Origin of the sequence: Pseudoalteromonas rhizosphaerae, assembly GCF_902498845.1 — a bacterium.
In the GTDB taxonomy this organism is placed as follows: Bacteria; Pseudomonadota; Gammaproteobacteria; order Enterobacterales; family Alteromonadaceae; genus Pseudoalteromonas; species Pseudoalteromonas rhizosphaerae.
Map to the genome: position 1 here is coordinate 1 of NZ_CABVLM010000024.1, position 24,263 is coordinate 24,263.

The window sequence follows — 24,263 nt, forward strand, 5'->3', positions numbered from 1 at the left end:
CTGGAGCGTTATCGATTGATGCGAAATCTTTAGCAACACCGCCGTATACTTTTGCAAGTACGTTAGTGATTGCTGCAGTTAGGGTAGTTTTACCGTGGTCAACGTGGCCGATTGTACCTACGTTTACATGCGGTTTTACGCGTTCAAACTTTGCTTTTGCCATCTTAAAAAATTCCTATAAAGAAATTAAAGGTTCAGTCCACTGTGGACCAAACCGAGCTAAAAATTACTTAACAGCGCGAGCTGTAATTATTGTGTCCGCAACATGTTTCGAGGCTTCAGCGTACTTCAAAAACTCCATAGAGTATGAGGCACGGCCTTGTGTTGCAGATCGTAGATCAGTAGCATAACCAAACATTTCAGAAAGCGGAACCTGGGCGTTAATTAATTTAAGTCCACCTAGCGCATCTTCCATGCCTTCGATCATGCCGCGGCGACGGTTTAAGTCACCAACTACATCACCCATGTTTGCTTCAGGAGTGAGTACTTCAACCTTCATCATTGGCTCTAATAGTACAGGGTCTGCTTGTAGCGCACCTTGTTTCATTGCCAGTGAACCCGCTATTTTAAATGCCATTTCATTCGAATCTACATCATGGAATGAACCATCATATAAAGTCGCTTTCACACCAAGTAATGGGTAGCCTGCCAGCACACCTTGAGACATTTGCTCTTGGATGCCTTTGTCTACCGCAGGGATGTATTCTTTTGGAACGGAGCCACCTACGGTTTCATTAACGAACTCGTAAATTGGGGCTTCATCATCCGAAATATCCATCGGTTCAAGTTTAAGCCAGACATGACCATATTGACCACGTCCACCTGATTGACGTATGAATTTACCCTCAACTTTAACAGTTGAACGAATAGCTTCACGGTAAGAAACCTGCGGCTTACCAACGTTACATTCAACACTGAATTCACGTTTCATACGGTCGACAATGATATCAAGGTGAAGTTCACCCATACCAGAAATAATAGTCTGGCCTGATTCTTCGTCAGTTTGTACGCGAAAAGACGGATCTTCTGCCGCTAGTTTACCTAGCGCGATACCCATCTTATCTTGGTCAGCGATTGTGCGAGGCTCAACCGCAACAGAGATAACTGGTTCAGGGAATTCCATACGCTCAAGCGTAATAATAGAATTCGGATCACACAGTGTTTCACCTGTTGTTACGTCTTTGAGACCAATAGCCGCCGCAATATCACCTGCGTAGACTTCTTTGATCTCTTCACGTGAGTTTGAATGCATCTGAACGATACGGCCAAGACGCTCACGCTTACATTTTACTGGGTTGTATACCGCGTCACCCTGTTTAACAGTACCAGAGTAAACACGGAAGAAAGTTAAAGTACCAACGAACGGGTCTGTTGCAATCTTAAAAGCAAGTGCAGCAAACGGTGCGTTGTCATTAGCTGGACGTTCTTCCTCAGTACCATCTTCAAGGATACCTTGAATTTGTTTCACTTGTGTTGGTGCAGGCATATATTCAATAACGCCATCAAGCACAGCTTGAACGCCTTTATTTTTAAATGCACTACCACATGTGACTGGGACGATTTCGTTAGCCAATGTACGCTGACGCAAAGCATTTTTAATTTCTGCTTCGCTCAGGTCTTCACCTTCCAAATACTTATCCATTAGTTCTTCAGATGCTTCAGCGGCGCTTTCAACTAAGTTTGAGCGCCATTCTTCAGCTAAATCTTGAAGTTCTGCCGGTATTGCCTCATAGGTGAAAGTCATTCCCTGGTCTTCATCATTCCAGTTAATCATTTTCATTTTTATGAGGTCAATAACACCTTTAAAGTCGTCTTCAGCGCCTACTGGTAGCTGAATTGGAACAGGCGTTGCTCCAAGACGAGATTTCACCTGGCCAACAACCGTTAAGAAGTCAGCGCCCGTGCGATCCATTTTATTTACGAAGATCATTCTCGGAACTTCGTATTTGTTCGCTTGACGCCAAACTGTCTCAGTTTGCGGCTGTACACCAGATGAAGCACAAAGCACAACTACCGCACCATCAAGTACACGTAAAGAACGTTCTACTTCAATAGTGAAATCCACGTGCCCTGGAGTATCAATTATATTGATACGATGAGCGTCAAATTGCGCGTCCATCCCTTTCCAGAAACACGTTGTTGCAGCAGAAGTGATTGTGATACCACGCTCTTGTTCCTGCTCCATCCAGTCCATAGTTGCGGCGCCATCATGTACTTCACCGATCTTATGAGAAAGACCTGTGTAGAACAGAACACGTTCTGTTGTGGTGGTTTTGCCTGCATCTACGTGAGCAACAATACCGATATTGCGGTAGCGCTCAAGTGGAGTTGTACGTGCCATAAAATCCTCTTAAAGGTTAAGGACAGATTACCAACGGTAATGTGCGAATGCTTTATTCGCTTCAGCCATACGGTGAACGTCTTCACGTTTCTTAACCGCAGTGCCTTTGTTGTCAGAAGCGTCAACAAGTTCTTGAGCTAAACGTAAGCCCATAGATTTCTCGCCACGCTTACGTGCAGCGTCTACTAACCAACGCATACCTAATGCGTTGCGACGTACTGGACGTACTTCTACTGGTACTTGATACGTTGAACCACCAACACGGCGAGATTTAACCTCAACCTGTGGACGGATGTTTTCAAGTGCAGTTTCAAAGATTTCAAGGTGCGATTTGCCTGATTTCTCAGCAGCCACATCTAGCGCACCGTAAACGATTTTTTCAGCAGTAGATTTCTTGCCGTCTAACATTACGATGTTAACGAATTTTGCAAGAAGTTCCGATCCGAACTTAGGATCTGGAAGAATTTTACGTTGACCTATTACGCGTCTTCTAGGCATTTTGTATCTCCGGTTTATTCAGGTTTGCTCTTTCGAGTCAATCACCCAAAACAATAATTAAAAATATTTAGTGCTTGGCCTTACTAACGGAATACAATTAGCCTTTAGGGCGTTTTGCACCGTATTTAGAACGAGCTTGACGACGGTCGCTAACGCCTGCACAGTCAAGTGCACCACGAACAGTGTGAAAACGCACACCTGGTAAATCTTTAACACGACCACCACGGATTAGGATTACACTATGCTCTTGAAGGTTATGACCTTCACCACCAATGTATGAAGTTACTTCGAAACCGTTAGTTAAACGTACACGAGCTACTTTACGTAACGCCGAGTTTGGTTTCTTAGGTGTAGTTGTATATACGCGAGTACATACACCGCGCTTTTGCGGACACGCTTTAAGCGCAGCTGAGTTACTTTTCGTAACCTTGCTACGACGTGGCTTACGCACTAGCTGGTTAATAGTTGCCATTTAAATAGCTCCTGAAATTAAAATTACTACTGAAAAAATAAAAAAATCCGCCCTTTATTTACAAGCTCGTACCAAACGTGCAGGTAAATGGGTGGCGGAATTTTAATGAGCAAAGATTGAGCTGTCAACCTAAACCGTTAGCAAGGCAGTAGATAACTGCCTTGCAAAAACCTAATCTATTGATTAAGTTAGATTTATTGATTTCCAGATAAATCCGCGTTTAAAGCATCAGTTAGCGCTTGAGTTGCCTCTTCTGCACTTACTGTTTGCTCTTCAACTACAACTTTGCTCTGCTTACGACGAGCCATACGTTCTTGATGATACGCAAAACCGGTACCGGCTGGGATCAAACGACCCACAATTACGTTTTCTTTCAGACCGCGAAGTTCATCGCTCTTACCATTTACAGCGGCTTCAGTTAGGACACGAGTTGTCTCCTGGAACGAGGCTGCCGAGATGAAAGATTCTGTGGCTAGTGATGCTTTAGTGATACCCATTAATTGGATTTCATATTTAGCAGGTAACTTGCCTTGAGCTTCTAAGTCGCGGTTTGCGATATTAACGCGTGCCACTTCAATTTGCTCACCGGCTAAGAATTCACTATGGCCGCCGTCAAGGATCGTACACTTACGGATCATTTGACGGATAATTGTTTCAATGTGCTTGTCATTGATCTTAACGCCTTGCAAACGGTAAACCTCTTGCACTTCGTTAACGATATAGTTAGCAACATGAGTCACACCACGTAGGCGTAAGATGTCATGTGGTGATTCAGGACCATCGGCGATAACTTCACCTTTAGACACTTGCTCACCCTCAAACACGTTAAGTTGACGCCACTTAGGGATCATTTCTTCGTAATGATCGCCTTCAGCTGGCGTAATAACTAAACGCTTCTTACCTTTAGTCTCTTTACCGAAGCTAATCGTACCGGTGATCTCAGCTAAGATAGCTGGCTCTTTCGGTTTACGCGCTTCAAATAAGTCGGCTACGCGTGGTAGACCACCCGTGATATCACGAGTTTTCGAACCTTCCTGCGGAATACGTGCTAACACGTCACCTGGGTTTGCCGTTACACCGTCTGTTACTTCAATCGTAGTGTATGAAGGAAGACGAGTTTCTTGCAGACCGCGCTCTTCACTTTCGATGATAAGCTTCGGCTCTTTCGCATTTATCTTAGCAAGATCTTTAACAACTACACGGGTTAAACCAGTTAGTTCATCAGTCTGTGCTTCAGTGTTTGAGTCATCGATATCGCTGAACGATACTTTTGACTTATGCTCAAGAACGATTGGGTGACTATGCGGGTCCCAAGTAGCAACGATGTCATTACCTTGAACTTCCGTATTGTCTTGTACTGTTAATACCGCACCGTAAGGTACTTTATAACGCTCTTTCTCACGACCATGGCTATCGATGATAGTGATTTCAGTAGAACGAGAGGTAATAACAATCTTACCGTCAGTGTTTAATACATATTTTGCGTTATGAAGCTTCAATGTACCGTTAGTTTTAACTTGTACATTGTTTTCAGCAGACGCTCTTGATGCTGCACCACCGATGTGGAAAGTACGCATCGTAAGCTGTGTACCCGGCTCACCGATTGATTGTGCCGCGATAACACCTACTGATTCACCCGCGTTGATGATATGACCACGTGCAAGGTCACGACCGTAACACTTAGCACATACACCAAAGTCGTTATCACAGGTGATAACTGAACGTACGCGAACTTCATCTACTGAGTGCTCTTCTAAAAGATCACACAGTTTTTCGTCAAGCATGATATTACGCTCTACTAGTACTGTATTAGTACCAGGGATCACAATATCTTCAGCAACAACACGACCAAGTACACGTTCGCGAAGTGCTTCTACAACGTCACCACCTTCAATAAGCGGTTTCATTGTTAAGCCATCTTCTGTGCCACAATCGTCTTCGTTGATTACCAAATCTTGTGCAACGTCTACTAGACGACGCGTTAGGTAACCCGAGTTCGCTGTTTTCAGTGCTGTATCGGCAAGACCTTTACGCGCACCATGCGTTGAGATGAAGTACTGAAGTACGTTTAGACCTTCACGGAAGTTAGCGGTGATTGGCGTCTCGATGATTGAACCATCTGGACGTGCCATTAGACCACGCATACCTGCTAGCTGACGGATCTGAGCGGCACTACCACGAGCACCAGAGTCGGCCATCATAAACACTGAGTTAAATGACGGTTGCTCTTCTTCTTCACCTTGGGCATTGATAACCGTGTCTTTTGACAAGTTGGCCATCATTTCACGTGATAAGTTTTCATTTACACGTGACCAGATATCGATAACTTTATTGTACTTTTCACCAGCCGTTACAAGACCTGATTGGAATTGTTGGTTGATTTCAGTTACTTCAGCTTCAGCTGCTTCGATAATTGATGCTTTGATCGGTGGGATAACTAAGTCATCGATACCGATTGAAACACCTGACTTCATTGCGTAGTGGAAACCGGTATACATAACTTGGTCAGCAAAGATAACTGTATCTTTAAGACCAAGACGACGGTAACACTCGTTTAATAAGCCAGAAATTTGTTTCTTACCTAGGGCCTGATTGATTGACGAAAACGGCATGCCTTTTGGTAAAATAAGAGACAAAATTGCACGACCAACAGTTGTATCGATAACAGTTACAGTGTCTTCTACTACACCATTTTCGTTTTTAACTGATTCGCTAATACGTACTTTCACGCGAGCGTGAAGGTCTGCATTACCGCTGCGGTATGCTTTTTCTGCTTCTTTTGGATCTTTTAAGATCGCGCCTTCGCCTTTCGCGTTGATGCGGTCACGGGTCATATAATATAGACCCAATACAACGTCCTGTGATGGAACGATGATTGGCTCACCATTCGCAGGAGATAGGATGTTGTTTGTTGACATCATCAATGCACGAGCTTCAAGCTGCGCTTCAATCGTTAGCGGTACGTGTACCGCCATTTGGTCACCATCGAAGTCGGCGTTGTAGGCCGCACATACTAATGGATGCAAATGGATTGCTTTACCTTCGATAAGCACAGGTTCAAACGCTTGGATACCCAAACGGTGAAGTGTTGGTGCACGGTTAAGTAATACTGGATGTTCACGAATTACTTCGTCTAATACATCCCATACTTCCGGAACTTCACGCTCTACCATTTTCTTAGCAGCTTTGATTGTCGTAGCCATGCCGCGACGCTCTAGTTTGCCATAGATAAATGGTTTGAATAGCTCAAGTGCCATCTTCTTAGGAAGACCACATTGGTGAAGCTTAAGTGTAGGACCAACTGTGATTACAGAACGGCCTGAATAATCTACACGCTTACCAAGTAAGTTCTGACGGAAACGACCTTGCTTACCCTTGATCATATCAGCAAGAGATTTAAGCGGACGCTTGTTAGAACCTGTAATTGCACGACCACGACGACCGTTATCAAGTAACGCATCAACCGCTTCTTGTAACATACGTTTTTCGTTGCGTACGATAATATCCGGTGCAGCTAAATCTAGTAGACGTTTAAGACGGTTATTACGGTTAATAACACGACGGTAAAGGTCATTTAGATCAGAAGTCGCAAAACGGCCACCATCAAGTGGTACTAATGGACGTAGATCAGGTGGCAATACTGGCAGTACTGTCATGATCATCCACTCAGGGTTATTACCTGACTGGTGGAACGATTCCATTAATTTAAGACGTTTAGTGATCTTCTTACGCTTAGTTTCAGAGTTAATTGTTGGTAACTCTTCACGCATTTCAGCAATTAATTGCGCAAGATCGAGTTCACGAAGCAAGTCTAATACTGCTTCAGCACCCATCTTCGCTTCAAACTCATCACCGTGCTCTTCTAGTGCATCTAGGTATTCTTCTTCACCTAATAGCTGACTACGCTCAAGCGTCGTCATGCCAGGCTCAGTTACTACGAATGATTCGAAGTAAAGAACACGTTCAATATCACGAAGCGTCATATCAAGCATTAAGCCGATACGTGACGGTAATGATTTTAAAAACCATATATGTGCAACTGGGCTCGCAAGGTCGATGTGACCCATACGATCGCGACGCACTTTAGTGAGTGTTACTTCAACGCCACACTTTTCACAGATCACACCACGGTGTTTAAGACGCTTATATTTACCACATAAGCATTCATAATCTTTCACTGGACCGAAAATACGGGCACAGAATAAGCCATCGCGCTCAGGCTTGAAAGTACGGTAGTTAATAGTCTCAGGTTTCTTTACTTCACCGTATGACCATGAACGAACCATGTCTGGTGAAGCAAGACCAATGCGAATTGCATCGAATTCTTCGGTCTTATTTTGTTGCTTCAGAAACTTAAGTAAGTCTTTCACCTTAGCTCTCCTGTCGGAGTTAATCTTGAGGACGGATGATTTCGTCCCTACATTCTATTCGGCCGTAACAGATGCTGCAGGCTAGCTGCAGCATCTAATTGGCTTAATTTTCTTCCAACTCGATGTTGATACCCAGTGAGCGGATTTCTTTCAACAATACGTTGAACGATTCTGGCATACCTGGTTCCATTTTATGGTTACCATCAACGATGTTTTTATACATCTTAGTACGACCGTTCACGTCATCCGATTTCACTGTTAACATTTCTTGTAACGTGTAAGCGGCACCGTATGCTTCTAGTGCCCATACTTCCATCTCACCGAAACGCTGGCCACCGAACTGTGCTTTACCACCCAGCGGCTGCTGAGTAACAAGGCTATAAGAACCAGTAGAACGCGCATGCATTTTGTCATCAACTAAGTGATTCAGTTTCAGCATGTACATGTAACCAACAGTTACTTGACGTTCAAACTGATCGCCAGTACGGCCATCATAAAGTGTAACCTGACCACTACGAGGGTAGCCAGCTAGCTCAAGCATGTCTTTGATTTCGCTTTCTTTCGCGCCATCAAATGCAGGAGTAGCTATTGGTAAACCACCTTTTAAGTTTTCAGCCAAACGACGAATTTCGTCATCTGTGAAGCTAGCAATGTCTACGAACTGGCGAGATTCACCAATTTCGTATGCTTGCTTGATGAAGTCACGTAGCTCATGAAGCTCACGTTGTTCTTTCATCATTTCTTCAATACGCTCACCAATACCACGAGCAGCTAGACCCATATGTGTTTCAAGGATCTGACCGATGTTCATACGTGATGGTACACCCAGCGGGTTAAGTACGATATCAACAGTACGACCTTTATCATCGTATGGCATATCTTCTACTGGTACGATAGTCGAGATAACACCTTTGTTACCGTGACGACCCGCCATTTTATCACCTGGTTGGATACGACGTTTAACAGCTAGGTATACTTTAACAATCTTAAGTACGCCTGGTGCTAAGTCATCACCTTGGGTAATTTTACGACGTTTGTTTTCAAACTTTTTATCGTATTCAGCTTTTAGCTCATCGTACTGGGCTGCTAGTTGCTCAAGTTCAGCTTGCTTATCTTCTTCAGCAAGACTTTGAGTTAGTAGCTTCTCAGCATTCAATGACGCTAATCTATCTTCATCTTGACCGGCTGCGATAAGTAACTTACGAGCACGATCTAACACGCCTGCTTCAAGAATACGGAATTCTTCGTTAAAGTCTTTTTTCGCGTCACGAAGTTGCATTTCTTCAACTTCTAGCGCGCGCTTGTCTTTTTCAACACCATCACGGGTGAAGACTTGCACGTCAATTACAGTACCTGTTACAGAGTTTGGTACACGTAATGAGCTGTCTTTAACGTCAGACGCTTTCTCACCAAAGATAGCTCGTAGTAGCTTCTCTTCAGGAGTTAATTGCGTTTCGCCTTTCGGAGTCACTTTACCTACTAGGATATCGCCGCCTTTAACTTCAGCACCGATATAAACAACACCTGATTCATCAAGCTTGCCTAGTGCAGATTCACCCACATTCGGGATATCTGCAGTGATCTCTTCAGGACCTAACTTAGTATCACGGGCAACACACTGTAGTTCTTGAATATGGATAGTCGTTAGACGATCTTCTTCAACTACGCGCTCTGATAGTAAGATTGAATCCTCGAAGTTATAACCGTTCCATGGCATGAATGCCACGCGCAAGTTTTGACCAAGGGCTAAGTCACCTAAGTCAGTCGAAGGACCATCTGCTAACACGTCACCACGAGTAACCGGTTCGCCAACCATACAAGTTGGTTTTTGGTTAATACATGTGTTTTGGTTAGAACGTGTGTATTTGGTTAAGTTGTAGATGTCGATGCCCGCTTCACCAGGGATGCGCTCTTCTTCATGCACATTAACAACGATGCGACTTGCGTCAGCATACATTACTTCACCACCACGTTTAGCAACAATCGTTACACCAGAATCTTTCGCTAGTGTTAACTCAATACCAGTACCTACTAACGGTTTGTCCGCTTTCAATGTTGGTACTGCTTGACGTTGCATGTTTGAACCCATCAATGCACGGTTAGCATCATCGTGTTCTAGGAACGGGATAAGTGCTGCCGCTACAGAGATCACCTGTTGTGGTGATACATCCATATATTGCTGGTCCATGCGACCCATAAAGGTAGATTCACCTTTGTGACGACATGGGATTAATTCATCAACAAACTCATTGGTTTCAGTTAAGTTTGAGTTCGCCTGTGCGATAACAAACTGACCTTCTTCAATGGCTGATAAGTAATCAACTTCATCAGTTACTACACCGTCTACCACTTTGCGGTAAGGTGTTTCTAAGAAACCATAGTCATTGGTACGTGCGTACGTAGACAATGAGTTAATTAGACCGATGTTTGGACCCTCAGGAGTCTCGATTGGACATACGCGACCATAGTGAGTTACGTGAACGTCACGTACTTCAAAGCCAGCGCGTTCACGTGTAAGACCGCCCGGCCCTAATGCAGAAATACGACGTTTGTGTGTCACTTCTGATAGCGGGTTATTTTGGTCCATGAACTGTGATAACTGAGACGAACCAAAGAACTCTTTAACTGCTGCCGAAATAGGCTTAGCGTTAATAAGATCTTGTGGCATGATCGCATCTAGGTCACCTAAGCTTAAACGCTCACGTACCGCACGCTCTACACGTACTAAACCTACACGGAACTGATTCTCAGCCATTTCGCCAACACTACGAATACGACGGTTGCCTAAGTGGTCGATATCATCAACATCGCCTTGACCGTTACGAATAGAAATTAATACTTTCATAACAGACACGATGTCTTCTTTGCTTAATGTGCCTGGGCCTGTGTCAGTGTCATAACCAACACGGCTATTGAACTTCATACGACCTACAGTAGATAAGTCATAACGTTCTTCAGAGAAGAACAAGTTCTCAAATAAGGCTTCAGCCGCGTCTTTCGTCGGTGGCTCGCCTGGGCGCATCATGCGATAAATTTCTACTAGTGCTTCTAAGCGGTTAGTGCTTGAATCAATACGTAAAGTATCAGAAATATATGCACCGCTGTCCACTTCATTGATATATAGAGTATCAATTTTAGTGTGACCTGCTTTAACCAATTCAGCCATTAACTCTAAAGTTAATTCATCATTCGCGTTTGCAATCACTTCACCCGTTGACTCATCAACGTAGTTTCTAGCAATTACACGGCCAATGATATACTCATGGGGTACTTCTAAATGGCTAATGCCTTTTTTCTCAATGCTCTTGATATGACGCGCTGTTACACGACGGCCAGACTCAACGAACACTTCACCGTCTTCACTTTTTATATCAAAGGCAGCGGTTTCACCACGTAAACGTGATGGCACAAGTTCCATAAGAACTTTACCGTCAGTTACTTCAAACGCAGTGGTTTCGAAGAAGATGTTTAAGATCTCTTCTGTCGTGTACTCAAGTGCACGCAACATGATTGACGCCGGTAATTTACGGCGACGGTCAATACGTACATATAAGTTATCTTTTGCATCAAACTCAAAATCTAACCATGAACCACGGTATGGGATAACACGTGCGTTATAAAGCACTTTACCTGATGAGTGAGTTTTACCGCGGTCGTTATCAAAGAATACACCAGGGCTACGGTGTAGCTGAGAAACGATAACACGCTCTGTACCATTGATTACAAAAGTACCGGTATCGGTCATGAGCGGAATTTCGCCCATGTAAACTTCTTGCTCTTTAATGTCTTTAACTGTGCCTGGCGCTTCTTTATCCATCACCACAAGGCGTAGTTTTACGCGAAGTGGAGCAGAATAAGTCACACCGCGAATTTGACATTCTTTTACATCGAAAACTGGCTCACCAATACGATAACTTACGTATTGAAGCTCAGAATTTCCCGAGTAGCTTTTGATTGGGAACACAGAACGGAAGGCAGCTTCCAAACCATGATCGCCATCAGCGTCCGGCACTAAGAATTTTTTAAACGATTCTAACTGCGTTGACAGTAAGAAAGGTATATCCAAAACTTGTGGACGTTTACCAAAATCCTTACGGATACGTTTCTTTTCAGAATAAGAGTAAGCCATGGGGTTCCTCAGCTTGCTGATCTTTGACCCGACCTGTTCTTGTAAGAACAGACTTAACTGGCATCTAAGCCAAGATTGTACAACATTTAATTGTTGTTCCAATTAACTCCCACTTTAACACTAGCAAACTATAAAGCGTTGAAAGTAAAGAGAAAATCAGATTTTATTTGAGCTATAGGAATACATCGCTCTATAGCGCAAAAAGGCCGGTGATTAAATAATCACCAGCCCTTGCCTGATTTCTCAGACAGCGAACTTAGCAAAAGCTAAATTACTTAACCTCAACTTCAGCACCAGCTTCAGTAAGGTCTTTAGCAAGAGCTTCAGCTTCTTCTTTAGATACACCTTCTTTAACAGGTGTAGGAGCAGCTTCAACAAGAGCTTTCGCTTCTTTAAGGCCTAGGCCAGTTGCGCTACGAACAGCTTTGATTGCCGCAACTTTATTAGCGCCAGCGCCAGTAAGGATTACGTCAAATTCTGTTTTCTCTTCAGCAGCTTCAGCAGCAGGACCTGCTACCATAGCAGCTGCAGCAGTTACGCCGAATTTTTCTTCCATTGCTTCAACAAGAGCAACAACGTCCATTACTGACATTTCAGCAATTGCGTCAAGGATTTGGTCTTTAGTTACAGACATTACAAATTTCCTAATAATTAACGGACTCTAGGTCCAAAAAAATTTTACACCGAAAGATTGATTAAACAGCTTAAAATTAAGCAGCTTGCTCTTCTTTCTGTACACGTACTGCTTCAATTGTTTTACACAATTTGCCAGCAGACGCTTCTTTCATAGCGCTCATTAAGCGTGCAACAGCTTCGTCGTATGTAGGTAATGTAGCAAGCATTGCTGCATCAACAACATTTCCTTCAAAAGCGGCCGTTTTAAGCTCAAATTTCTCGTTCTTCTTTGCAAAAGCAGAAAAGATACGCGCAGCAGCACCTGGGTGCTCTGATGAGAAAGCGATTAAGCTTGGACCAACAAATGAATCAGAAAGGCACTCAAACTGTGTTCCTTCAAGAGCACGTTTTGCTAAAGTGTTACGGACAACTTTCATCCAAACACCATTTGCACGAGCTTCTTTACGAAGGGCAGTGATTGCGCCAACTGTTACACCACGAGAATCTGCAACAACTGCAGATAGAGCACCATTGGCTGCTTCGTTGACTTCAGCAACAATTGCTTTTTTGCCTTGAAGATTTAAAGCCATGGGTGTTACTCCTGGTTTAATGGGTTACCGTACATCGGCTTCCCTGTTCTACTCTTCCCTACCAAACAAGATAGAGATGCTTTTTACGGCGAGAGCCAGAAGATTAGGAAAAATCTATCTGGGGATTCACACCGTCTACGTAGGTGAATATTAAGGCCGAAGCCACCTACGGTCTTGGACGGAAGCCCAATTTATCGTTTTGCCCGAAGGCGCACCGAAATTATGGACTTCAACCCGAATTCTTTACTTGTTGAGAAAACAAAATTTCTCAACAAAATGGCGCAAAATTATAGTATAAATTTCACGCCATGTAAACACTCAATTAAACAACAGTTGTTGTTAAAGTGCTTTGGTCAACAGAAACACCTGCGCCCATTGTTGTAGAGATGGTTACTTTCTTAACGTAAACACCTTTTGCTTGTGAAGGCTTAGCCTTCTTAAGCGCAACAATTAGCGACTCAAGGTTTTGTTGAAGTTGCTCAACTGTGAAATCAACCTTACCAATAGTAGTATGGATGATACCATTTTTGTCATTGCGGTAACGCACTTGACCAGCTTTAGCATTTTTAACTGCTTCTGCAACGTTAGGCGTTACAGTACCAGTTTTAGGGTTTGGCATTAGACCACGTGGGCCTAAGATTTGACCTAGTTGACCAACAACACGCATAGCGTCTGGTGATGCAACAACAACGTCAAAGTTCATCTCGCCTTTTTTAACTAGCTCAGCAAGATCTTCCATACCTACTAGTTCAGCACCAGCTTCTTTCGCAGCTTCTGCGTTAGCGCCTTGTGTGAACACTGCAACGCGAACGTCACGGCCAGTACCGTTAGGTAGTACAGTTGCACCACGAACGTTTTGGTCAGATTTACGAGCATCGATACCAAGGTTAACAGCAACGTCAACACTTTCTACGAATTTAGCTGTCGCTAACTCTTTTAAAAGAGCAACTGCTTCGGTGATTTCGTAATCTTTAGTCGCTTCCACTTTTTCGCGGATAGTACGCATACGTTTAGTTAATTTAGCCATTATCTTAGTCCTCTACGTTCAAGCCCATCGCACGCGCAGAACCTGCGATAGTGCGAACCGCAGCTTCTAAATCAGAAGCTGTAAGGTCAGGTTTCTTTGTCTCAACGATTTCTTCAAGTTGAGCACGAGTTACTGTGCCTACTTTTTCAGTGTTAGGACGGCCTGAACCAGATTTGATACCTGCAGCTTTCTTAAGTAAGTAAGCAGCCGGTGGCGTTTTCATGTCGAACGTAAATGAACGGTCGCCGTAAACAGAGATCACTACAGGAACTGGAGCGCCTTTTTCGATAGATTCTGTACGTGCGTTGAACGCTTTACAGAATTCCATGATGTTTACACCGTGTTGACCTAGTGCTGGACCTACTGGAGGACTAGGGTTAGCCATACCAGCAGCAACTTGTAGCTTGATTAGAGCTTCAACTTTCTTAGCCATTATAAATACCTCATTAGGTGGGTCTTAGCCTTGTGCGCGCGAGGACGCGTACTCTAGCGGCTTCCCAGTTTAAAAATTGGTTTCTCACTTTTCTGTATACAAACCAAGAAATGCTTACTTTGAATACAAAAAGGCCGCTGATTATAAGTTAATCAGCGGCCTTTTTCAAGCTTTATACCAAACAATATATTTTTTGGTATAAATCAGTTAATTTGTTTATCTATCTTGCTCAACTTGACCAAATTCAAGTTCAACAGGAGTAGAACGACCAAAGATAAGTACCGATACTTTTACGCGGCTCTTTTCATAGTCAACAGCTTCAACCACACCACTGAAATCAGCAAATGGGCCGTCAACAACACGTACCACTTCACCTGGTTCAAATAACGTTGCAGGCTTAGGCGCTTCAGCGTTTTCTTGTAAGCGGTTAAGAATACGATCAGCTTCTTTAGCGCTAATTGGTGCTGGACGATCAGACGTACCACCGATGAAGCCCATAACACGCGCGGTGCTATTTACTAAGTGCCAGCTTTTATCGTTCATATCCATTTGGATAAGTACATAACCTGGGAAGAACTTGCGCTCAGATTTACGCTTTTGACCAGCGCGCATCTCAACCACTTCTTCAGTAGGTACTAATACTTCACCAAAGCTATCTTCCAAACCTTCGATCTTGATATGCTCAAGAATAGTTTGTGCAACACGCTTCTCATAACCTGAGAAAGCCTGTACTACGTACCAACGTAGTTTCTTTTCGTTGTTCTCATCCGACATGGGATCAGATCTCCAATCCAGTTAAAAAGCCTACTGCGCGGAATAAAATGCCATCTAATCCCCAAAGGATAAGTGCCATAATCGCAGTTGCAACCATTACAATAAATGTCGTATGGGTAGTTTCTTGGCGCGTAGGCCACACTACTTTACGTACTTCGATGCGTGCTTCTTTTGCAAAAGCAAGGAAGGTACGCCCTTTTTCAGTTTGTGATGCAATCCCCAAACCAGCGGCAACAGCAACAACAACACCAATAGCACGTAATAACACAGACTGATCTGCGTACATATAGTTACCAACTACTGCGCCTGCAAGTAGCGCAATTGCCACAAGCCACTTTACTGAATCCATCGCACTTGATGGAGTTTCTACATTCGTGCTCATAATATTATTACCTTAACTACAGACACAACAACCCTACACTATGGCAGGGTTAATCCATTAAAATCCAAACTTAAAAACAGACTTATTTAAACCGATTTTTAACCTCAGACTTTACCCACAAACAGGATAAAATGGCAGGGGCGGAGAGACTCGAACTCCCAACCATCGGTTTTGGAGACCGCTGTTCTACCAATTGGAACTACGCCCCTGCAAAGTGGATGCCTATTATACTTACGCAATTCATTAACACAAGTGTAAAAGATGCCCATAAGTCAAAATCTCATCACTAGATTGAAAAATCCATCTTAACATTGATTAAAAAGCAGTTTATGATTGTTTCAATTCAAGGGATATTACTACGCACGAGGAAGCACGTGCTAACAATAAAAACAACTATCTATCCGGCCATTATTGGTTTTTTATGGCTATTTCATAACAGCGCGCTGGCACTGTCTTTACATTTAGACTCCTTCTCTAATGAACAGGGGTTAACGCAAAACTCTGTCACTTGCAGCATAACTGATCGCCGTGGTTTTCATTGGTTCGCCACCCAAGGTGGGCTCAACCGTTTTGATGGTTATGAATTTAAACGCTTTAAGTCTCATCCAACCCAGCCAAGTCTATCGAGTAATTGGATCACCGACTGTGTTACCACTGACAATAATCTGCTGTGGTTTTCTACAGCTACACAAGGGCTAAACGCCCTAAATACAGAAACCGGTATATTCACTCATTTTAACCGTAACAGTCCATTAGCGATTAAAGATAACCGCATTTGGTCAATGCTTACTGATCAACACAATAATTTATGGTTAGGCCATGAAGATGGTAACTTAACTCGCCTAAATGTAGCCGAGCATGAAACTGCCTACTTTACCTACTCGCCAAACACCCAAGGTAGTATTATTTTTCAGGATATGGTGATTGATGCTAAGCAAAATTTATGGCTGGCCAGTAATGAAGGATTAATAAAATTTGATACAAAAACAGCTAAATTTAGCCACTTTTCAGCAAGTAAAAAGCAACTATGGCGCCTAAAACTCACGCCACAAGGGCAGCTACTGATTGCCAGTAAAACAGGGCTTAGTGTCTTTGATTTAGAAAGTGAACAGTTTAATGATATAAAACAACTAGATGGTATATGGATAAGCGATATTTTAATCGATAATAACGAGCATCTTTGGCTTAGCAGCTACGGCCAAGGCTTATATTATAATCCCAACTATCAAACAACTCTGACAAGCTTTAGCCAATTTAAACACCTTCCACAGCAACGTCATGGGCTTGTTAATGATTACTTACTGTCTTTGTATCAAGACCTGCAAGGTATTCTGTGGATAGGCACTGATGGTTATGGGTTACAACGCTACGATATGCGCCAAAATCAATTTAATCATCAACAACACAGCGATGACCCTAACAGTATTAGCCATGATTTTATCCGGGCCTTACTTAAAGATTCGCAAGGGCAATTATGGGTCGGTACCCGCAACGGGTTAAATAGACAAACAAAAGACGGCTTTGTGCGCTATCACGTCGATACCAGCAACCTTACCAACAACAATATATTCAGCCTTCATGAAGATAGCCAACAGCGTATTTGGATTGGCACCTATGGTGGCGGTTTATTGCGTTATAACCGCGAAAGCGATGACTTTACATCATTCACAGTGCAAAGCCACCAGCTCAGCAGCAATAACATTTATGCGATCACCAGCGATCGGAACGGCAACTTATGGTTGGGAAGCAATCAAGGTTTAAGTCTGTTTAACCCAGATAACTTGACCATTGAGCATTTTAAGCACTCGGAACAACACAATAGTATATCGAACAACACCGTATTTAGCCTCGTTTACGATAACGTTGCTAATGCAATTTGGGCTGGTACTCGAGTTGGCTTAAATAAACTCACCCTCAACAACAATGAATTTAGCCATTATCAAGCCGATCAAACAAATCCAAATAGCTTAAGTCATAACATGGTTACCGCCCTTCATCTGCAAGATGACAATACACTGTGGGTGGGTACTTTTGGAGGCTTAAATAAACTGAATAAAACAACGGCAGAGATAACCCGAATCACCGAGCATGATGGCCTGCTAAACGATAATATTTTTGCCATTAAACAGGATGCCAAAGGTTACCTGTGGCTGGCAAGCAACCAAGGTTTAACACGTTATCAGCCCAGCTCTGAAAATATGCAGCATTTTTTACCCCGTGATGGCGTGCAACATAATTCATTTATTCTCGGCGCGGCTTATCAAGCGCAGAACGGTGAACTATTTTTTGGCGGGATCAACGGCTTTAATCAATTTGATCCGCTTAAGCTACAGCTGGCAGCTACAACTCCAGAGCCTGTGTTAACCGAATTACTAATTAACAATCAAGCGATAGCCACTGCCCCATACACTAAGCACGAGACTCAAGCTGCGAAATTAATTAGCTATATACAAACACTCTCCTTTAACAAAGGTGTCGGCGTGATCGGCTTTAAGTTCTCAGCATTACATAGCCCGTCGGCACCTCAACAATATCAATATGCATACAAACTCGCTGGTTTTGATAAGCAATTTCTATATACCAACGCACAACAACGACAAATAAACTACCCGCAACTGCCCGCAGGCGACTATCAGCTGCAACTAAAAGTAAAAGATCAGTATGGCCAATGGAGCAATGCTAAAGCTATGGTCGATTTCACGGTGGTGCCGCCGTGGTGGCAAAGTCGCCTTGCCTATGCCGGTTATGTTCTTCTCACAGGGGTTATTATTTGGCTTATTGCGGCCTCGCTATACCGCGCTAAGCTAGCCGAACAAACAAGTAATCAAGCCCGTGAACTGAATCGCTTAAAAAGTCAGTTTTTAGATAATATTAGCCATGAATTAAAAACGCCTCTGAGTTTAATACTCGCGCCACTTGAAAGCTTGCAGCTAAACCATAAAGATCAAGCTAGCCAAAAACAATTATCGATGATCAAACGCAATAGCCTACGTTTGCTGACCTTAATAAATCAACTATTACAGCTAAGCCAACGCCCCAGCTGCGCTATACATTACGTTTCGCCCTATCCTTTAGCACCATTTATAAAGCAGCTGGTTGCTGACTTCACGGTGCTGTTTGAACAAAAAGGTATTCACGTAACAATGACAGATCTCAGCCAAGGCTCTTGCTGCATAGCCCTTGAGCCAGAACATGCAACGTCAATTATTACCAACTTAGTTAGTAATGCCCTCAAATATACCCACTCAGGCGGTCAAGTTGAGATTAGCTTATCAATGCATAATAACATGGCTCATATCGCGATTGTTGACACCGGTATTGGCATCGAAAAACACCAACAAGGCATTATTTTTGAACGCTTTACGCGTGTTGCAGCACAAAATCAAAACGGCAGTGGAATTGGCCTTGCTTTAGTTAAACAATTGCTAGAGCAATACGGCGGGCAGATTTCACTAACAAGTGAAGTAGGTAAAGGCAGTTGTTTTACTGTATCTCTGCCTTTGACTGAAGCAGAGCATGGCGCAACTTCGCTAGCAGCATCAGTAAATGAAGCAACCCGCCCCAGCAATTCGCAAAAGCTACTGATTGTTGAAGATAACGACGAAATGCGCGAACTACTGCTGACTTTGTTTGCTACTGAGTACCACTGCTTAAGTGCTATTAACGGCGAACAAGGCTTAGCCATCTGCCAAACAGAAATGCCAGATCTAGTGATCAGCGATGTGATGATGCCTTGCATGGACGGTTATCAATTACTTAATGCGCTACGCACAAATAACATTACCAGCCATATACCGGTGTTATTATTGTCAGCAAAAGCCGATACACAAAGCAGACTAAAAGGCCTTGATTTACTAGCAGATGATTTTTTAAGTAAACCATTTGAGCCGCAATTACTGCTCAGTAGAGTACAAGGGTTACTGAGTATTCGTGCAGTCCTTAATCGGCACTTAGCAAAGCAGCTTGCGGCTCATGCTCCGCCGCTGGTACTCGATCCGCAACTTACACAAAGTAAAGATTACCAATTTACCGAGCGCCTGAAAAACATCATCCGTGATAACTATCACAACGAAGCGTTTAGTATTGAAGAATTCGCTGCAGGATTATATTTAAGCCCACGTGCCTTACAACTGAAAATGAAAGCACTCTACAATTTAACTCCCAGTGATTATATTCGTAATACTCGTTTAGAGTATGCTGAAAAGTTACTTAGCGACAGCGACCTGAGCATAGGTTTAATTGCTGAAAAAGTCGGCTTTAGCTCACAAAGTTACTTTGCTCGCTGCTTTAAGGCAAAGCATAACGTTTCGCCCAAGCAGTTTAGGGAAAATACCAACCTGAATGCAAAAACTTCGTCTGTGTGACCAAAGTGTTCGCCTCAGTACTATTTTTAACCTTATGATTTCTTTAAATTAACTTTAAAACAATTTGTAGAATAAAAACCTTCACTGTTTCTATTTGGCACATTAATTAAGGAAAATCATATGCTCACAACAACTAAAAAAGTACTGTTGGCAACCCTCGTTGCTAGCAGTCTTAGCGCTTGCCAAAGTACTTCAACCAAGGTCACTTCAAACCAAGATTCACCAAACATTAATGAAGTCGCCCAACAACAATATAATGGTCCAAAAGCGCGTATTGCCGTGGCACGCTTTACCGATAAATCGAATGACTCTCATTGGTGGCGAAAAGAAATAGGTGAAGGCATGGCCGACCAACTCACCACAGCTTTGGTAGGCACCAATCGCTTTATCGTACTTGAACGCCAAGCGTTAGATGCAGTGTTATCTGAGCAAGATCTAGCGGCTTCAGGTCGTGTTAGCGCAGCATCAGGGGCAGCTTACGGTGAAATTGAAGGAGCCGAAATAGTTGTGGTAGCAGCAGTAACTGAATTTGATGACGACAGCTCAGGTGCCAGTGTTGGTACTGGCGGTTTTATAGGTGATGTGTTTAGCTCAGTATCGGCAGGTTTTTCAGGCTCGCATATGGCGATTGATTTACGCCTTATCGATACTCGCACCTCACGTATTTTAGCAGCCACCAGCGTCGAAGGAGGCAGCAAAGATTTTGATTTTACCAGTGCGGCAACTAATTTTGGTGGTGCTTTAGTCGGTGGTAATTTAAGTGGCTGGTCAAACACCCCTAAAGAAAAAGCGCTCCGCGAAGTGATAATCAAAGCTGTAGAGTTTTTACAAACTAAAGTCCCTGCCACTTACTATCGCTATAACAGTAATAATACCCTAGCACCTGGATACACAGCACCACCACCGCTTACGACCACGGCTGCCAAGTCAAAAGCCGTTGCTCCAGTAGCAAAAGTCGATGTTCCTACACATAGAATGCCGCATTATGAAAAGATGGATTTAGCCATGTCTCGCATGAATCTAGTTTGTTTAGGTTATTTAAAAAACCAACCCGATTATGAAGAATTTGAAACTGAAGATGTTAAGTACGATCGTCAAACAGTTATCGCACTGCGTGAATACCAACAAGAGAAACAATTAAAAGTGTCGGGACTTGCAGACGAAGCAACCAAAAAGTCACTCGATGAAAGTCAATGTATTGCTAAAACCAATAAGTCAGGGCTTGAGAGCTTAGGTAGTATGTTTAAAATTAACTAACCAAAGATCAAGTTATTTAGCAGCCAGTTTATTCTTGGCTGCTATACCATCTAAATACTTAGAACAGCTGTAACAGCTCGCCCTGATAAAAATCACAAAGCAACCAAATTTGTTGAAAAGGATGGGTAAGCGGTATCGTTATATTCTGTAACTCAGCGTCAAAATCCGCTTTATGCCAAATAGTACTGGCGTTACGAATTAGCAACCATGTTTGCTCTGATTGATAATGCTTTTTTCCTTTTTGTTCTAATAACCGCTGCAGTGCACAGTGCAGCCGCTGCTCACTTGGTTGCATTGCCATATCAGCAAGATCTCGTTGCATGCTTATAGATAAAGGCCTGCCGAGTACTGCCATGGCTTCGGTTTCGCTGGCATATAAATGTGCTATTTCAATATCAAGCTTCTGTTCATTACGATAGCAACTGATATCTGGTTTACTCGGCTGATTATGCCAAATATGGCGCATTGGAATACCAAAGCGATGTTCATAGCAACGCAAGAACAACTTGCCTGCATCATGCTCAAGTTGTAATTTTTCTTGCTCACTATGACGCGTCATTAAGTACCGCATATACATCAGCTAACAGGCTTGATGCACCAAATCTAAATGTTGACGGATTCAAATAACTTTCTCCCATAATATCAGTCGCTAGCTGTAAGTAATTACTTGCATCCATAACCGTTTTCACGCCACCTGCAGCTTTAAAACCGACTACACGCGGCGACTTTTTAATCGTACTTAACATCACTTCGGTTGCTTCAAGAGTGGCATTTATAGCTACTTTGCCAGTGCTGGTTTTAACAAAGTCAGCACCACCGGCAATTGCTATTTCTGTCGCCAGTGTTATCAACTGCGCTGTTTTTAGTGCGCCGGATTCTATAATTACTTTTAATTGTACGTGTTCAGGACAACACTCTTTACTGGCACGCACATATTCTAGTGCTGTGGCTTCGTCCCCCGCGATTAAGGCCTGATACGGTAACACCAAATCAATTTCATCTGCGCCACGCTCTATTGCGATTAATGTTTCATTAATTACTTCACTTAGCTCACTGTTGCCTGAGGGAAAGTTAGTTACTGTGGCGACTTTTACATAACTAAGCTCGCGCTCAGCTAAAGCAAGCTTGGCGTCATCAACAAACTCACTATAAACACACACTGCAGCCGGAATACCTAGGTTGGGCTTAATACTAGCCACCAAGGCCTGTATTGTTGCCGCGCTATCATTACTATTTAAACTGGTTAAATCCATTAATTGCACGGCCAATGCCGCATCAGTTAGTTGCGTTGTCATAAATCCACCAAGTAAGTTCATGTATTAGCAATAGTACCAAATTTAACTATTCTCGCTATAGCTAATAACCAAACACTCTAAGCTCAATATATAGTCATTATAGTACTTGTAACTCGGCGCAATCCCCTGTTAACTAAGGCTTAAGCCAAATCGGACAACCCTATATAACTTTTAGTTATATTAACTGGGTTTTAATTATTTTTTACTTAGCTTACGCCACTATATTCTGAGTTTCTGAAAAGCATCTTTGCTGTAATTTTTTCCAAGGGTCTACACATGCAATATTTACCTATCTTTACCAAGCTCGACAATAAACCTGTATTGGTTGTTGGCGGTGGAGAGGTTGCGTTACGTAAGTGCCGTGCATTTTTGAAAGCTCGCGCTGATGTCACTTTAGTAGCACCTTGGTTTTGTGATGAATTAAAAGAGCATGCACAAAATAATGATGTCACTCTAATTGACGCTTTTTTTGATGAATCACACCTTGATGGCAAAATGCTGGTCATTGCCGCAACCGACAATGATGATGTAAATAACAGCGTATTTGAACTCGCAAATGCACGAAATGTATTCGTTAACGTGGTGGATGACCAACCTAAATGCACCTTTATTTTTCCTTCAATTGTTGATCGTGACCCGATCACTATTGCAATTTCAAGTGCTGGCACAGCGCCGGTATTAGCACGGCGCTTACGTGAGAAGTTAGAAACGCTTATTCCACAACACATCGGCCCGCTTGCAAGTTTAGTTGGCAGCTTTCGCGACAAAGTAAAACAGCGCTTCACGAGTTTTGCTGATCGTCGCCAATTTTGGGAAGGCGTATTTGATTCATCTGTCGTCAGCAAAGTACAAACGGGCGATACAGCTGCCGCAAGCGTACAGCTTGAACAATTACTCGATAGCAAACTGGATCCTGAAGGTGAAGTATACGTAATTGGCGCAGGTCCAGGAGATCCAGAGCTATTAACACTGAAAGCACTGCAACTAATGCAACAAGCTGATGTGGTGGTGTATGACTTTCTAGTCTCTGACGAAATTATGGAGCTAGTACGCCGCGATGCTGATTTAATTTGTGTGGGTAAACGCTTAGGCGATCACAGTGTCGTGCAAGAAGATACTAACCAAATGCTAGTTGACCTTGCCAAGCAAGGTAAAAAAGTGTGCCGCATTAAAGGTGGCGACCCGTTTATTTATGGCCGTGGTGGTGAAGAAGTTCAAGTACTTGCAGCTAATAACGTAAATTACCAAATCGTCCCTGGCATAACTGCTGCCGCAGGTTGTAGCGCTTATGCAGGTATTCCGCTAACGCACCGTGACCATGCACAAGCCATACAGTTTGTAACTGGTCACTGTAAAAAAGACGGTCAAGAACTAGATTGGCAATCACTGGCAAAACCAAACCAAACTCTGGCAATTTATATGGGTGTAATTAAGTCTCCCCATATTCAAGCACAATTATTAAAACATGGTCGCGGTGCAGATACACCCGTGGCAATTATTGAAAACGGTACTCGCAAAAATCAACGCGTTGTAACCGGTAAATTAGGTGAGCTGGCCGATTTAATCGAGCGTCACAGCATTATTTCACCGGCATTATTAATTATTGGTGAAGTTGCTTCATTACATGAAGAACTTCATTGGTTTGGCACAAAAGCCCAAACTAGTAGCTTTGCACAACCGCTTACAGACGTGGCATAGCTTTAAACTATTTAGATT

At 43.0% G+C, this 24,263-nt stretch carries 17 protein-coding genes and 1 tRNA gene; 3 read left to right on the forward strand and 15 right to left on the reverse strand.

The window, feature by feature from the left end:
• From PSR9079_RS22535 to PSR9079_RS22595, 13 genes are all read right to left on the reverse strand, one after another.
• Nucleotides 1-163 (reverse strand): GTP-binding protein (locus PSR9079_RS22535; protein WP_246175643.1); only part of this gene is annotated, 163 nt, incomplete at its 3' end.
• A gap of 63 nt (nt 164-226) precedes the next feature.
• A complete protein-coding gene (gene fusA, locus PSR9079_RS22540; protein WP_145238305.1) occupies nt 227-2,341 on the reverse strand; it encodes an elongation factor G in 2,115 nt (704 codons plus the stop codon).
• A gap of 27 nt (nt 2,342-2,368) precedes the next feature.
• Nucleotides 2,369-2,839: a 30S ribosomal protein S7 gene (gene rpsG, locus PSR9079_RS22545; protein ID WP_054206871.1), complete on the reverse strand. Its 471-nt coding sequence runs from the start codon at nt 2,837-2,839 to the stop codon at nt 2,369-2,371.
• 97 nt (nt 2,840-2,936) lie between these two features.
• A complete protein-coding gene (gene rpsL / locus PSR9079_RS22550) occupies nt 2,937-3,311 on the reverse strand; it encodes a 30S ribosomal protein S12 (protein WP_002958885.1) in 375 nt (124 codons plus the stop codon).
• A gap of 194 nt (nt 3,312-3,505) precedes the next feature.
• Nucleotides 3,506-7,681, reverse strand: coding sequence for a DNA-directed RNA polymerase subunit beta' (gene rpoC, locus PSR9079_RS22555; RefSeq protein WP_145238302.1), 4,176 nt, complete (start codon nt 7,679-7,681; stop codon nt 3,506-3,508).
• A gap of 103 nt (nt 7,682-7,784) precedes the next feature.
• The gene (gene rpoB, locus PSR9079_RS22560; protein WP_145238299.1) at nt 7,785-11,810 is read right to left on the reverse strand and encodes a DNA-directed RNA polymerase subunit beta; all 4,026 of its coding nucleotides are present in this window, start codon (nt 11,808-11,810) and stop codon (nt 7,785-7,787) included.
• Between the two features lie 271 nt (nt 11,811-12,081).
• Nucleotides 12,082-12,444: a 50S ribosomal protein L7/L12 gene (gene rplL, locus PSR9079_RS22565; protein ID WP_064668694.1), complete on the reverse strand. Its 363-nt coding sequence runs from the start codon at nt 12,442-12,444 to the stop codon at nt 12,082-12,084.
• A 76-nt stretch (nt 12,445-12,520) separates the two neighbouring features.
• A complete protein-coding gene (gene rplJ / locus PSR9079_RS22570; protein WP_145238296.1) occupies nt 12,521-13,015 on the reverse strand; it encodes a 50S ribosomal protein L10 in 495 nt (164 codons plus the stop codon).
• Between the two features lie 322 nt (nt 13,016-13,337).
• Entirely contained in the window at nt 13,338-14,042 is a 705-nt protein-coding gene (rplA, locus tag PSR9079_RS22575; RefSeq protein ID WP_145238292.1) for a 50S ribosomal protein L1, read from the reverse strand.
• 4 nt (nt 14,043-14,046) lie between these two features.
• The gene (rplK, locus tag PSR9079_RS22580; protein WP_008108462.1) at nt 14,047-14,475 is read right to left on the reverse strand and encodes a 50S ribosomal protein L11; all 429 of its coding nucleotides are present in this window, start codon (nt 14,473-14,475) and stop codon (nt 14,047-14,049) included.
• A gap of 216 nt (nt 14,476-14,691) precedes the next feature.
• Complete coding sequence (gene nusG, locus PSR9079_RS22585; protein ID WP_145238289.1) at nt 14,692-15,249, reverse strand: transcription termination/antitermination protein NusG; 558 nt, start codon at nt 15,247-15,249, stop codon at nt 14,692-14,694.
• A gap of 4 nt (nt 15,250-15,253) precedes the next feature.
• Complete coding sequence (gene secE / locus PSR9079_RS22590) at nt 15,254-15,631, reverse strand: preprotein translocase subunit SecE (RefSeq protein WP_016710555.1); 378 nt, start codon at nt 15,629-15,631, stop codon at nt 15,254-15,256.
• Between the two features lie 132 nt (nt 15,632-15,763).
• Nucleotides 15,764-15,840: transfer RNA gene (locus PSR9079_RS22595), tRNA-Trp, on the reverse strand.
• 165 nt (nt 15,841-16,005) lie between these two features.
• Between PSR9079_RS22595 and PSR9079_RS22600 the strand changes: the two genes are divergently transcribed.
• Both PSR9079_RS22600 and PSR9079_RS22605 read left to right on the forward strand, forming a co-directional pair.
• A complete protein-coding gene (locus PSR9079_RS22600) occupies nt 16,006-19,995 on the forward strand; it encodes a two-component regulator propeller domain-containing protein (RefSeq protein WP_246175644.1) in 3,990 nt (1,329 codons plus the stop codon).
• Nucleotides 19,996-20,115: 120 nt separating this feature from the next.
• A complete protein-coding gene (locus PSR9079_RS22605; RefSeq protein WP_145238283.1) occupies nt 20,116-21,252 on the forward strand; it encodes a CsgG/HfaB family protein in 1,137 nt (378 codons plus the stop codon).
• A gap of 58 nt (nt 21,253-21,310) precedes the next feature.
• On the opposite strand, the gene PSR9079_RS22610 is transcribed toward PSR9079_RS22605, so the two are convergent.
• Both PSR9079_RS22610 and deoC read right to left on the reverse strand, forming a co-directional pair.
• The gene (locus PSR9079_RS22610) at nt 21,311-21,811 is read right to left on the reverse strand and encodes a hypothetical protein (RefSeq protein ID WP_145238280.1); all 501 of its coding nucleotides are present in this window, start codon (nt 21,809-21,811) and stop codon (nt 21,311-21,313) included.
• Nucleotides 21,798-22,547: a deoxyribose-phosphate aldolase gene (gene deoC / locus PSR9079_RS22615; protein WP_149983362.1), complete on the reverse strand. Its 750-nt coding sequence runs from the start codon at nt 22,545-22,547 to the stop codon at nt 21,798-21,800. Before deoC ends, PSR9079_RS22610 begins: the two co-directional genes overlap by 14 nt.
• Nucleotides 22,548-22,823: 276 nt before the next feature.
• On the opposite strand from deoC, the gene cysG reads away from it, so the two are divergent.
• The gene (gene cysG, locus PSR9079_RS22620) at nt 22,824-24,245 is read left to right on the forward strand and encodes a siroheme synthase CysG (RefSeq protein ID WP_149983363.1); all 1,422 of its coding nucleotides are present in this window, start codon (nt 22,824-22,826) and stop codon (nt 24,243-24,245) included.
• The last annotated feature ends 18 nt before the right edge of the window (nt 24,246-24,263 follow it).